Annotated in this window: 11 protein-coding genes; 6 read left to right on the forward strand and 5 right to left on the reverse strand. The window is 66.4% G+C overall.

The genetic code is table 11. The annotated features are described in order from the left end of the window. Positions 1-9 precede the first annotated feature (9 nt). Complete coding sequence (locus tag AC5P7U_RS03860) at positions 10-2,370, reverse strand: DNA translocase FtsK (RefSeq protein WP_049458114.1); 2,361 nt, start codon at positions 2,368-2,370, stop codon at positions 10-12. Between the two features lie 233 nt (positions 2,371-2,603). Between AC5P7U_RS03860 and trxB the strand changes: the two genes are divergently transcribed. Further along, complete coding sequence (gene trxB / locus AC5P7U_RS03865) at positions 2,604-3,575, forward strand: thioredoxin-disulfide reductase (RefSeq protein WP_008265109.1); 972 nt, start codon at positions 2,604-2,606, stop codon at positions 3,573-3,575. A 77-nt stretch (positions 3,576-3,652) separates the two neighbouring features. On the opposite strand, the gene AC5P7U_RS03870 is transcribed toward trxB, so the two are convergent. Then, positions 3,653-4,282, reverse strand: a complete 630-nt coding sequence (locus AC5P7U_RS03870) for a hypothetical protein (RefSeq protein WP_495220799.1) — start codon at positions 4,280-4,282, stop codon at positions 3,653-3,655. A gap of 733 nt (positions 4,283-5,015) precedes the next feature. On the opposite strand from AC5P7U_RS03870, the gene AC5P7U_RS03875 reads away from it, so the two are divergent. Next, on the forward strand, positions 5,016-6,167 hold the full coding sequence (locus tag AC5P7U_RS03875; RefSeq protein WP_495220800.1) for a GNAT family N-acetyltransferase: 1,152 nt from the start codon (positions 5,016-5,018) through the stop codon (positions 6,165-6,167). 135 nt (positions 6,168-6,302) lie between these two features. On the opposite strand, the gene AC5P7U_RS03880 is transcribed toward AC5P7U_RS03875, so the two are convergent. After that, on the reverse strand, positions 6,303-7,571 hold the full coding sequence (locus AC5P7U_RS03880; protein WP_197564544.1) for a hypothetical protein: 1,269 nt from the start codon (positions 7,569-7,571) through the stop codon (positions 6,303-6,305). 72 nt (positions 7,572-7,643) lie between these two features. Between AC5P7U_RS03880 and aat the strand changes: the two genes are divergently transcribed. Together aat and infA are read left to right on the forward strand one after the other, a co-directional pair. Next, positions 7,644-8,384, forward strand: a complete 741-nt coding sequence (gene aat / locus AC5P7U_RS03885; RefSeq protein ID WP_495220801.1) for a leucyl/phenylalanyl-tRNA--protein transferase — start codon at positions 7,644-7,646, stop codon at positions 8,382-8,384. Positions 8,385-8,470: 86 nt separating this feature from the next. After that, entirely contained in the window at positions 8,471-8,689 is a 219-nt protein-coding gene (gene infA, locus AC5P7U_RS03890; protein ID WP_005409596.1) for a translation initiation factor IF-1, read from the forward strand. A gap of 55 nt (positions 8,690-8,744) precedes the next feature. Here the strand turns inward: infA and AC5P7U_RS03895 are convergent, their stop codons facing one another. Further along, positions 8,745-8,894, reverse strand: a complete 150-nt coding sequence (locus tag AC5P7U_RS03895) for a hypothetical protein (RefSeq protein ID WP_197564546.1) — start codon at positions 8,892-8,894, stop codon at positions 8,745-8,747. Here AC5P7U_RS03895 and AC5P7U_RS03900 point away from each other — a divergent pair. Then, complete coding sequence (locus AC5P7U_RS03900) at positions 8,893-9,270, forward strand: hypothetical protein (protein ID WP_197564547.1); 378 nt, start codon at positions 8,893-8,895, stop codon at positions 9,268-9,270. The two genes, AC5P7U_RS03895 and AC5P7U_RS03900, sit on opposite strands and share 2 nt — an antisense overlap. Positions 9,271-9,341: 71 nt before the next feature. Here the strand turns inward: AC5P7U_RS03900 and clpA are convergent, their stop codons facing one another. After that, positions 9,342-11,627 carry an ATP-dependent Clp protease ATP-binding subunit ClpA gene (gene clpA, locus AC5P7U_RS03905; protein ID WP_308308929.1) on the reverse strand — a complete coding sequence of 762 codons (2,286 nt, stop codon included), beginning with the start codon at positions 11,625-11,627 and terminating at the stop codon, positions 9,342-9,344. 138 nt (positions 11,628-11,765) lie between these two features. On the opposite strand from clpA, the gene AC5P7U_RS03910 reads away from it, so the two are divergent. Then, complete coding sequence (locus AC5P7U_RS03910) at positions 11,766-12,578, forward strand: APH(6) family putative aminoglycoside O-phosphotransferase (protein WP_006444567.1); 813 nt, start codon at positions 11,766-11,768, stop codon at positions 12,576-12,578. Positions 12,579-12,660 lie beyond the last annotated feature (82 nt).

Below are 12,660 nucleotides of genomic sequence, written 5' to 3' on the forward strand. Positions count from 1 at the left end.
CGTCGGGTCTTACTTCGGCGGCGGCGGTGCCAGCACCGTGCGGTCGCCGTTGTGCTCGGGCGGGCTGACCACGCCGGCCGCTTCCATGGCCTCGATCAGTCGCGCTGCACGGTTGTAGCCGATCTTCAGCCGGCGCTGCACGCCGGAAATCGAGGCACGGCGGGTCTCGGTGACCACCCGCAGCGCTTCGTCATACAACGGGTCGGACTCATCGCCGGCAGAGCTGTTCTCGGGCAGGCCGGTGGCGCCGACGACCACGCCGTCACCCATCGTCTGCACTTCGTCCAGCACGCCGTCGACATAGTCGGCCGGGCCCATCGCCTTGAGGTGTTCGACCACGCGGTGCACTTCCTCGTCGGAAACGAAGGCACCGTGCACGCGCTCGGGCATGGCGGTGCCCGGCGGCAGGTACAGCATGTCGCCGTGGCCCAGCAGGGTTTCCGCGCCGGACTGGTCGAGGATGGTGCGCGAGTCGATCTTCGAGCTGACCTGGAAGGCAATGCGGGTCGGGATGTTGGCCTTGATCAGGCCGGTGATCACGTCCACCGACGGGCGCTGCGTGGCCAGGATCAGGTGGATGCCGGCCGCACGCGCCTTCTGCGCCAGGCGTGCGATCAGCTCTTCCACCTTCTTGCCGACGATCATCATCATGTCGGCGAATTCGTCGATGAAGATGACGATGAACGGCAGTGTCTCCAGCGGGCGCGGCGCCTCGCCCAGTTCCGGGTTCGGCTTGAACAACGGGTCCATCAACGGCTGGCCGGCGTCCTGGGCTTCCTTCACCTTCTTGTTGAAGCCGGCCAGGTTGCGCACGCCCACCGCGCTCATCAGCTTGTAGCGGCGCTCCATCTCGGCCACGCACCAGCGCAGGCCGTTGGCAGCCTCCTTCATGTCGGTGACCACCGGCGCCAGCAGGTGCGGGATGCCCTGGTAGACACTCAGTTCGAGCATCTTCGGGTCGATCATCAGCATCCGCAGGTCTTTGGGCGAGGCCTTGAACAGCAGGCTCAGCACCATCGCGTTGACCGCCACCGACTTGCCCGAACCGGTGGTACCGGCCACCAGCAGGTGGGGCATGCGCGCCAGGTCGGCCACGGTCGAGCGCCCGGCGATGTCCTTGCCCAGCGCCAGGGTCAGCACGCTGGCCGACTTGTCGTATTCCTTGGAGCGCAGCAGCTCGGACAGGTAGATCATCTCGCGGGTGACGTTGGGGATTTCCAGGCCGATCACCGACTTGCCCGGAATGACGTCCACCACACGCACCGACTTCACCGACAGGCCGCGCGCGATGTCCTTGTCCAGCGAACTGATCTGGCTGACCTTGATGCCCGGTGCCGGCTCGATCTCGAAGCGGGTGATGACCGGGCCGGGATTGGCGCCAACCACCTGCGCCTCGATGCGGAAATCCTTCAGCTTGAACTCGATCTGCCGCGACAGCGCGTCCAGGGTTTCCTTGTCATAGCCCACCGGCTGCGGCTTGGGATCGTCCAGCAGGGCCAGCGGCGGCAGGTCCGAGCCATCGCCGTTGACGCCACGGAACATCGGGATCTGCGTGTCGCGCTTGGCCCGGTCGCTCTTCTCGATCACCGGCTCGGGGCGCGGCTCGATCTTCACCGGCTCGCGCTTGGCGCGCACCTCGGCATCGGCCTTGCGCACCTCCTGGCGCTCCTCGCGCATCACCCGGGTCTGCTGCCACTCGGTGACTTCTTCCTTCTTGCGCGCCAGCAACGGTGCCAGCGACATCACGCCGCGGCCGATCTTCTCCATCACCGTGAACCAGGACAGCCCGGTGGCCAGGGTGATCGAGGCCAGCAGCAGCACCAGCACGAACAGGTTCGCGCCCAGCGCACCAAAGCCCACCGTGAGCGAATTGCCGACCAGCTTGCCCAGGATGCCGCCGGCGCTGGACACATCGCCACTGAACAGGCGCACATGCAGGAAGCCGGTGCCGGCGATCAGGAAGCCGACCAGCCCGACCAGGCGCAGCGCGGGGTCCAGGTCGTTCTCGCCCTTGCTCTCGCGCTTGAGGCCGAACATGGCGATCCACGCCAGGGCGCCCAGCACCACCGGCAGCAGGAAGGCAACGTAGCCGAACAGCTGCAGCAGCACGTCGGCGATCCAGGCCCCGGCGCGACCGCCCAGGTTGTGTACCGGCGCGACCACGCTGCCGGTATGCGACCAGCCCGGGTCGGTGGCTGAATAGGTGAACAGACTGGCCGCCAGGTACAGCAGGGCCGGCGCGATGGCGATCAGGCCAAGGTCGCGCCAGAGGCGTTGGCGGCGTGGATTGTCGGTCGTCGCCGCCGCGGCCGTGCGACGTGACGCCTTGCTGTCGTCGGACTTGGAGCGTTCGGGGACCTGCTTCGCCACCTTAGACCATACCTTTGGAATGCGCTGTTAGTGATTGATAATAAATGAGACGGCGTCAGTTTTCAGTTATGCGACGTTTCACGGGGTATCCGGGGCGCCGCAACCACCGCTGGATGACGGCGTTCTGTTCATCGGCTTGAATCGCCCTGCCCCAGCCGCCACTCTATGACCAGCCACGGATGCTGCGCAAACATCGCCAGCGCCTTGTCCCATCTACCTTTTCGCGAGTCTACATGAGCACCAGCCTGCCCTCCCGCCACCAGCGCCTCGTCATCCTCGGTTCCGGCCCGGCCGGCTGGACCGCCGCCGTCTACGCCGCCCGTGCCAACCTGAAGCCGGTCGTCATCACCGGCCTGCAGCAGGGCGGCCAGCTGATGACCACCACCGAGGTGGACAACTGGCCCGGTGACGCCCACGGCCTGATGGGCCCGGACCTGATGGCGCGCATGCAGGCCCACGCCGAGCGTTTCGAGACGGAAGTCATCTTCGACCACATCCACACCGCCGACGTGTCGCAACGCCCGTTCAAGCTGATCGGCGACAGCCACGAGTACACCTGCGATGCCCTGATCATCGCCACCGGCGCCACCGCCAAGTACCTGGGCATCCCGACCGAGGACGAGTTCAAGGGCCGCGGCGTGTCCGCCTGCGCCACCTGTGACGGTTTCTTCTACCGCGACCAGGACGTGGTCGTGGTCGGCGGCGGCAATACCGCCGTGGAAGAGGCGCTGTACCTGTCCAATATCGCCCGCAAGGTCTACCTGGTCCACCGCCGCGACACCTTGAAGGCGGAAAAGATCATGCAGGACAAGCTGTTCAAGAAGGTGGCCGAAGGCAGGATCGAGACCGTCTGGCACCACCAGGTGGAGGAAGTGCTGGGCAACGATGCCGGCGTGACCGGCGTGCGCGTGAAGTCCACCCTGGACGGCAGCACCCGCGACATCGACGCCCACGGCTTCTTCGTGGCCATCGGCCACCACCCGAACACCACCCTGTTCGACGGCCAGCTGGCGATGAACAACGGCTACCTGGAAATCCGTTCGGGCCTGGGCGGCAACGCCACCCAGACCTCGGTGGAAGGCGTGTTCGCGGCCGGCGACGTGGCCGACCAGCACTACCGCCAGGCAATCACCTCGGCCGGCTTCGGCTGCATGGCCGCACTGGATGCCGAGCGCTACCTGGACGCACAGGGCAAGGCCAGCTGAAACGCTGAGCTCGACCCACGAGAAAGGCCGGCGCCACAGCGCCGGCCTTTCTCGTTGCGGAAGGCAGGGCTGAACCCTTACTCGGCCGCCAGGTACTCCACCTTTGCGGTGAGCACACCCTCGCCCGCCGGACCGCCATCGGTCGAGTACACGAACAGGGGCTGATCTTCCAGCGCCACCACTGCCGGCAGATGGTCGGCCAGTGCGATGTAGCGGTACTCGACATCCATCGAAATGGTGTTCGAGTACGACTCCTGGTGGCCCCACTTCCTGTAGTAGCTGGATTCGATCGCGATCACGAACGACTCGCCATTGCCCTTGATGTCGTGGGCGGTGCCAACGCTGTCATGGATGCGGTACTGCACGCCAATGCCCGGGTGCGACGTGCTGAAGGTGGTGTAGCCGTCGATCTGGCCGACCGGGTGCTCCTGGGCCAGCAGATCGCCGCGCAGGGAGACCACCATCGGCTTGCAGTCAGCAAAGGCGACCAGGCTGTTGCCCGGCTTCTGCCAATCGGTCATCGGCTGGCCGACGCCCTTGAACTGGTACCCCTGGCTGATGCGCCACAGCGCGGTGTTGCCACCGGCCTCGCAGAGCTGCGGCGTGGTACCCGCCTGGGCGGCAGTGGCCGGCGCTGCGGCAGTGAGTGCGGAAAACGCGACGACAGCGGCCAGCGCGCACGACAACGGGGCGAACGTTCGGACCATGTAGTACTCCAATAGGTAGAGGGGCCGACCGGCCCCTGTGCGGGCGTCGGCAGACGGAAAGCAGTCTTTCCACCAGCGATGCTAGGAACGCGCCGGCCGCCCCGAAATAGGACAACGCCCAAATCTGTGCCGCGCCCACCGACGGGGGTTCCTGGCCACCGTTGCCTGCGGAGCCCTCCGGATACTGCTCATCGAAATCTCTACCGTTGTAGAAGAACTTCGTTCCTGTAGCTGGGACAATGGGCCTGGCGGCTTCAAGAGCACCATTCGAAATGAATCCTTGCAGGTCTTCCAATTCTGCGCCGCCCTCCCCAGGCAACTCCCCTCCCCATAAATCGATTCGGGTCAGCCCGGTCGCTACGTCGTACGTAGCAACGGCTTCCAGCGGACTTTCCCCATGATTCTGTAGACGGTAGGCATCAAGCGCGTCCTGGCTTGCGCGAGTGACGATGGCATTCCTTGCGGAATCCGAATCAACAGGACCTCGCCGGAACGCAGGGTGCTCGGCCTCGACCTGGCCTGTCAACGCAAGCATTGCGGTCAACGCGGTTGCAATATTGCTGCTTTCCCATTCGGTAATGGCTGGACGACCCAACGGTCGCCCCTATCACTATCCGTATGTGAAACCGAATGGCGCTGCACAGCGTCTGCTTTGCTGTGATTTCGTATTTTTCTCGTCGTCTTCAAAGCCGTCTACGGCAATCGGCCCCCATCTGACCTATCCTTTCCCCTCATGCCCTCCACCCGCTTCCTCGACTCCCTGCAGAACATTCGCGCCACCGATTGGGACGCCCTGCACGACGGCCGCAACCCGTTCGTCAGCCACGCCTTCCTGTCCGGACTGGAAGAGCACGGCTGCCTGCGCGAGGACTGGGGCTGGCAGCCGCAGCACTTCACCCTGTGGGAAGGCGACACCCTGGTCGGCGCCATTCCGGGCTACCTGAAGACCAATTCCCACGGCGAATTCGTCTTCGACCACGCGTGGGCCAACGCCTACGCGCGGCATGGGCGCGACTACTACCCGAAGTGGCTGGGCGCGGTGCCGTACTCGCCGGTAACCGGGCCACGCCTGCTGACCCGTCACGATTCGGAACGGGCTGTACTGCTATCGACGCTGCGCGAGCACCTGACCGGGCTGGCTGTGTCCTCGGCGCATGTCAATTTTCACACCGTCAGCGACGACGCTGCCTTCGGTGACGACTGGCTGCTGCGCGAAGACGTGCAGTTCCAGTGGCAGAACCCGGGTGACTGGACCACCTTCGATCAGTTCCTGGGTGCGATGGACCACAAGCACCGCAAGAACATCCGCCAGGAGCGCGCCAAGGTCGCCCGCCAGGGCATCAGCTTCCGGGTGGTGCATGGCGATGAGGCCAGCCGCGCCGATCTGCAGGCGATGTACCGCTTCTACCTGCAGACCTTCCTGGAGTACGGGAATGCGCCGGCACTGACGGAAGCCTTCCTGCGCCATCTGGCCATTACGCTTGGCCGCGGGCTGGTGTTGTTCGTGGCCGAGCAGGACGGCGAGCCGATTGCGGGCGCACTGTGCCTGCGCGGGGGCGACACGCTCTATGGCCGCTACTGGGGTGGCGCCACCCTGCCCGGCCTGCATTTTGAGACGTGCTACTACCAGGGCATCGACTATTGCCTGCGCGAGGGACTGGCGCGTTTCGAGCCCGGCGCACAGGGCGAGCACAAGCTTGCGCGCGGATTCATGCCGACGCGGGTGCGCAGCCGGCACTGGGTGGCCGATGCGGAGTTTGCAGAAGCGCTGAAGGACTGGTGCCGACAGGAACGGCGCGATGTGCGCCGGTACCAGCAGGAACTGCAGGGACATGGGCCGTTCCGCGAGCGTGCCAACCAAGGTTGGCACCCACCAGAGCAATAGCGACAGCCGCACGCATCCGTAGAGCCGAGCTTGCTCGACTTGGGCGATGCCGAAAAGCGTGCCAACCAAGGTTGGCACCTACCAGAGCAATAGGCCCAAGGTTGGCACCCGCCAGAGCAATGGCGGGAACGCTGCTCAGGTGCACTGCCAGAAGTGCCCGCTCACCCGGCACGTCCCGCACCAGAACGTATAGAGCATGCCGCCGCTGCCCCACAGCAGCATGCCCTCACCCGTGGTCGGCAGCGTCGAATCAAGCTGCATCACGAACGGCATTTCCTGGCCGCAATCGATGCACGCCGGGTACCAGGCACTCTGCACCCAGCTGGGCGCGCCACCCACGCGCGCGAGATTCTGCCGATGATTGGACTGGCCCCAGTCCTGCTGCTGCCAGCGCGCGCTGTCCATGGTCGCCAGGCCCACATCGGCCAGCATCAGATCGCCGCTGTCGGTGGGCGTGTTCGGCACCGCGCGGTACTGGCTGGGGTGGCAGCTGGGCAGGCCCTCGCCGTCGTGACGGTAGAAGCGCACCGGCGGTTCCTCCCAGCCACAACAGTCCAGGCACAAGCCAAGCGTGATCTCGCCTGTGGCGCCCGGCTGCAGCGCGGCAGCATCCGTCTGCAGCAAGCGCTGCAGCGGTGCATGACACCCCCCGCACAGCGTCTCCAGCGGCCCACCGATCCGGCCGGCATGGCGCACCTGCCCGCCGTTCCAGGTGGGGTGCAGGCGCCAGATGCGCTTGCGCCAGCCCGGCTCGTCGGCCAGCTGGGCACGATGCTGCGCGCCGCCGAAACGGATGTGCAGCGGCCGCTCTCCATGCAGGCGCCGCGGATGCGGACCGTCGGCAACGCCAGCCCAATGCGCCCAGACCTCTGCGTCCAGTCGCCCCCAGTCGGCCAGATAGCCGCGCGCAGCGGCATAGGTCGCGGGCTGCGCCGCCAGCAGCAGCGCCCGTGCCCGCGGTATTTCACGATCATCATCGGCTTCGGCCAACGTCTGCGCCCAGGCTGCCGCCAGTGCCGGCGGCAACGCCCACCACAGCTGCGAGGCCAGTTGCAGCTCATCTTCGATGGCCACGCCCAGCAGGGCATCCCAATCGTCCTGCAGCACCTGCGGGGCCTGGTAGCTGGCGAACTCGATCACGCCGGCCAGCAGTTCGCCGCGCTCGCCGTCGCGATAGCGCCGCCAGGCGTCGGTGGCAACCGCGGGCACCACCTCATCCGGCAGCAGGTCCAGCGCCATGTCGAGGAACGCCGAGCCTGGCGAGCGCCGCGCCAGCGCCTGCAACATCAACTCACCCAGCTGGCGCGGCTGCTCAGCGGCCAGCGTCAACAGCATGCCCAGGCTGTCGTTGCGTGTGCGCGGGCTGTCGTGCACATCGAGAACGGCGCTGATCGGGTCGCTCATGCGAAGGCTCCTTGCCGCGGGAAGGTGATGGTGCCAGACATCGCGCATGCCTGCGGCGAATACAATGCAGGCATGACCCGCCAGCTGCCCTGGCGCCTGGCCGATGCGCCGGACGCCCCCTTCCCGCCGGCCGAGACTGCGCTGCGCCAGCCCGATGGCCTGCTCGCGGTGGGCGGCGACCTGCACCCGGTGCGACTCCTGAACGCTTATGCCGGCGGCATCTTTCCATGGTTCAGCGAGGGCGAGCCGATCCTGTGGTGGTCGCCCGACCCGCGCATGGTGTTCCGCACCGAGGGGGTGCACCTGTCCAGCCGATTCCGTCGCCAGCTGCGCGGCAGCACGTGGGAAGTCACTGCCGACACGGCCTTCAGCCGGGTGATGCAGGCCTGTGCCGCCGCGCCGCGCCCGGGCCAGGATGGCACCTGGATCAGCCCGGCGATGGTCGAGGCCTACAGCCAGCTGCACGACCTCGGTTTCGCCCACTCCTTCGAGGTCTGGGACCGGCAGACGCTGGTCGGGGGCATCTACGGGGTGGCGATCGGGTCGATGTTTTTCGGCGAAAGCATGTTCAGCGGCGCCAGCGGTGGCTCCAAGATCGCACTGGCTGCGCTGGCGGCCACCCTGCGTGGCTGGGGCTGGACGCTGATCGATGCGCAGGTGGAGAATCCGCATCTGCTGCGGATGGGGGCCGAGCACCTGCCGCGCGCCGAATTCCTGGCGCATGTGCGGCAAGCCGTGCGCGGCAGCGGGCGCGAAGGCCCGTGGACCGGGGCGGTCGGACGGCTGCCGGCACGGGATTCGGCCGGGGGTTAACACAAACTTTGCAAGCTGGCCCGGTCACGCGTAAAATACTGCGCCTTAGGCCCAGCGTGGCCGTTTTCTGAACCGCACAGGACTACATGTCGAAAGACGATTCCATCGAGTTCGAGGGCACCGTCAGCGAGACGCTGCCGAACACCACTTTCCGCGTTCGTCTGGAAAATGGGCACGAAATCATTGCCCACATCTCCGGCCGCATGCGCAAGAACTACATCCGCATCCTTACCGGTGACCGGGTCAAGGTTGAAATGACCCCGTACGACCTGACCAAGGGTCGTATCACCTACCGCATGAAGTAAGCGGTCGGCGCCTGGCGCCACTCCGACAAGGCCAGCCCTGGTTGCTGGCCTTTTGTCATGCCTGCAATCCGGCCCTGCCGAAGGTCATCGTGACCGAACTCACCGTGACGTCGGTCAGCCCTGCTTGCGGCAGATTCACATCTGCATCGGCGACGGCAATCTGCAATCCGGTCCAGTCCGGATCGCTACCCCCTCGCACCGCCATGAAGATGCCCTTCCTGCTCACCGCCCTCACCCTGGCCGCGGCCAGCCTGCTGGCGCCGACCGCCCAGGCCGCCGACACGGCCCCCGCCCAATGCGTACCGCTGACCGGCGAGCAGCAGATCGTACGCGCCGGCGCAGACAAGAACGTGCTGCTGCGCACGGGCGACGACCACTATGTCGTGCACTTCCGCAACAGCTGCACGTCAGCCGTGCGGGCCTCCCACCTCGGCTTCAAGACCGACGGGAAGGAGGCGACTGAACTGTGTGGTGAAGGCCGCAGCCAGCTCGACACCGGCCGTGGCACCTGCGACGTGGCGCGCATCGAGCCGATCGATGCCGAGCGGTTCAAGCGCGAAGCGCGTCTTCGCAGCCGCTGACCGCAGACACGACAAGGGCGGCCGAAGCCGCCCTTGTCGCTGCGCGGTGCCGGGCTGCCCCCGGCGCCGGCTTACTCCACCGTCACCGGCAACAGACGTTCCGGTTCGGCCTGGGTTTCAACCACCAGTTCGTCGTCGCGGACGTCGATGCTGACCTTGCCACCGTTCACCAGCTTGCCGAACAGCAGTTCGTCGGCCAGCGGTCGCTTGATCTTGTCCTGGATCACGCGGGCCATCGGACGGGCACCCATCAGCGGGTCGAAGCCGTGGTGGGCCAGCCAGTCGCGCGCGGTCGGGGTGGCCGACAGGCTGACGTGCTTGTCCTGCAGCAGCATCTCCAGCTCGATAAGGAACTTGTCGACCACGCGCAGGATATGCTCGAAGCCCAGTGCCTGGAACTGCACTACCGCGTCGAGGCGGTTGCGGAATTCCGGGGTGAAGGCGCGGCGGATGGTCTCCATCGCGTCGGTGGCATGGTCCTGCTTGGTGAAACCGATCGAACGCCGCGAGGCCTGCGCCGCGCCGGCATTGGTGGTCATCACCAGCACCACGTTCTTGAAGTTGGCCTCGCGACCGTTGGTATCGGTCAACACGCCGCGGTCCATCACCTGCAGCAGGATGTTGAAGATGTCCGGATGCGCCTTTTCGATCTCATCCAGCAGCAGCACGCAGTGCGGCGTCTTGACGATCTTTTCGGTCAGCAGGCCACCCTGGTCGAAGCCGACGTAGCCCGGGGGCGCACCGATCAGGCGGCTGATCGAATGCGGCTCCATGTACTCGGACATGTCGAAGCGGACCAGCTCGATGCCCAGCTGCAGCGCCAGCTGCTTGGTCACCTCGGTCTTGCCGACACCGGTCGGGCCGGCGAACAGGAAGTTGCCGATCGGCTTTTCCGGGTTGCCCAGGCCCGAGCGGGCCAGCTTGATCGCCGAAGACAGCTTCTCGATGGCCGGATCCTGGCCGAAGATCACCATCTTCAGGTTGCGCTCCAGGTGCTGCAGCACATCCTTGTCGGTGGCACTGACCTGCTTGGCCGGAATGCGCGCCATCTTGGCAACGATCGCTTCCACTTCCTCGACGTCGATCAGCTCCTTGCGCTGGCCTTCCGGCAGCAGGCGCTGGCGGGCGCCGGCCTCGTCGATCACGTCAATGGCCTTGTCCGGCAGCAGGCGGTCGCCGATGTGCTTCACCGACAGATCCACCGCTGCCTGCAGTGCCTCGTCCGAATAGGTCACGCCGTGGTGCAGCTCGTACTTGGACTTCAGCCCCTGCAGGATCTCGTAGGTCTCGCCGACGGTCGGCTCGACGATATCGATCTTCTGGAAGCGGCGGGCCAGCGCCCGATCCTTCTCGAAGATGCCACGGTACTCCTGGAAGGTGGTCGAACCGATGCAGCGCAGCTCACCGGAGGCCAGCGCCGGCTTGATCAGGTTGGACGCATCCATGGTGCCGCCCGACGCCGAACCGGCACCGATGATGGTGTGGATCTCGTCGATGAACAGCACCGCATTGGGCACCTTCTTCAGCGCGGTCAGCACGCTCTTCAGGCGCTTTTCGAAGTCGCCCCGGTACTTGGTGCCGGCCACCAGCGCGCCCAGGTCGAGCGAGTAGATCACGGCATCGGCCAGCACGTCGGGCACCGAACCCTCGACGATGCGGCGTGCCAAGCCTTCGGCAATCGCGGTCTTGCCCACGCCGGCCTCGCCCACGTACAGCGGGTTGTTCTTGCGGCGGCGGCACAGCACCTGGATGGTGCGCTCGATCTCGTCGGCGCGGCCGACCAGCGGGTCGATGCGACCGGCCCGGGCCTGTTCGTTGAGGTTGCTGGCGAATTCGGTCAGGGCGTCACCCTTCGGCTCGCCCTCCCCGCCCTCGATGCGGCCCTCGCCTTCGGAGGACGAGGACGGCTGCTCGCCTTCCTCACCCAGCTTGGCGATGCCGTGGGACAGGTAATTGACCACATCCAGCCGGGTGACATCCTGCTGGTTGAGGTAATAGACGGCGTGGGAGTCCTTCTCGCCGAAGATGGCGACCAGCACGTTGGCGCCGGTGACCTCCTTCTTGCCCGAGGACTGCACGTGGTACACGGCCCGCTGCAGCACGCGCTGGAAGCCCAGGGTCGGCTGGGTGTCGCGGCCGTCATCTTCGGCCAGGCGCGACACCGAGGCCTCGATGGCCTGCTCAAGTTCCTGGCGCAGGCGTTCGGCGTCGGCCCCACAGGCCTTCAGAACGGCCTGGGCGGACGGATTGTCGAGCAGTGCCAACAGCAGGTGTTCGACCGTCATGAACTCATGCCGGGCCTCACGGGCGCGCTTGTAGCACTGGCCGATGGTGTGTTCGAGGTCTTTGCTGAACATGGATTACTCCGGCGGCAGATGGGGACAATATGCGGCCTGACTACGCGATTTCCATCACCCTAGCGGATTGCTGCGTTCAGATGGCGTTAGCAGTACACATCGCTTGATCTTCATTCACTCCAGGACAGCCCGCCCAGCATGAGCGAACCCTACCTGAGCCGCTGGCGATTGCGGCGTGATGGCGCATCCATCAAGACGCCCCATGCCCAGCTCTGGCCGGTGCTGACCGCCGCCGGCGCGCCGGCGATGCTGAAGGTAAGCAGCGAAACCGAAGAGCAGAACAGCCATCGCCTGCTGCGCTGGTGGGACGGTGACGGCGCCGCCCACCTGCTGGCCCACGAGGGGCCGGCGATCCTGATCGAGCGCGCCCGCGGCGACTCGCTGCGGCAACGCTCGATCGACGGCGACGATGACGCCTGCACCACGATCCTGTGCCAGGTCCTGCGGCGGCTGCACCGGCCACGGAGCACGCCGCCAGCGGAACTGGTCTGCCTGAGTACATGGTTCGCTGACCTGCTGCAGCCAAGGGCGGCGCTGTCGCCACTGCTGGAACAGTGCAGGTCACTGGCGGAAGAGCTGCTGCAGGACGAACAGGAGATCCGGCCCCTGCACGGTGACCTGCACCACGACAACGTGCTGGATTTCGGCCCGCGCGGCTGGCTGGCGATCGACCCCAAGCGGCTGCTGGGCGACCGTGCCTTTGATTACACGACGCTGTTCAGCAACCCGGACCTGTGCGGCCCGGGCATCCATGTGGCCACGCGCCCGGAGCGGTTTGCCGCCCGGCTGGAACAGGTGAGCACGCTGGCCGGCCTGGAGCGCCGCCGCCTGCTGCGCTGGATCGCGGCCAGCATGGGGCTGTCGGCGGTGTGGTTCCGCGATGACGGCGACCCCGCGGACGTGGACGAGGCAGTGGCGCGGATGGCGCTGGAGGCGCTGGCGGCGGGGTGATCCGCACTTGGCAGGTGCCCACCCTGGTGGGCACACCCCGTCCGGGATCGATGGAGGCCTGTGCCCTGGCAGGTGCCCACCT

The organism is Stenotrophomonas sp. YJH_SMC_57 (assembly GCF_059369755.1).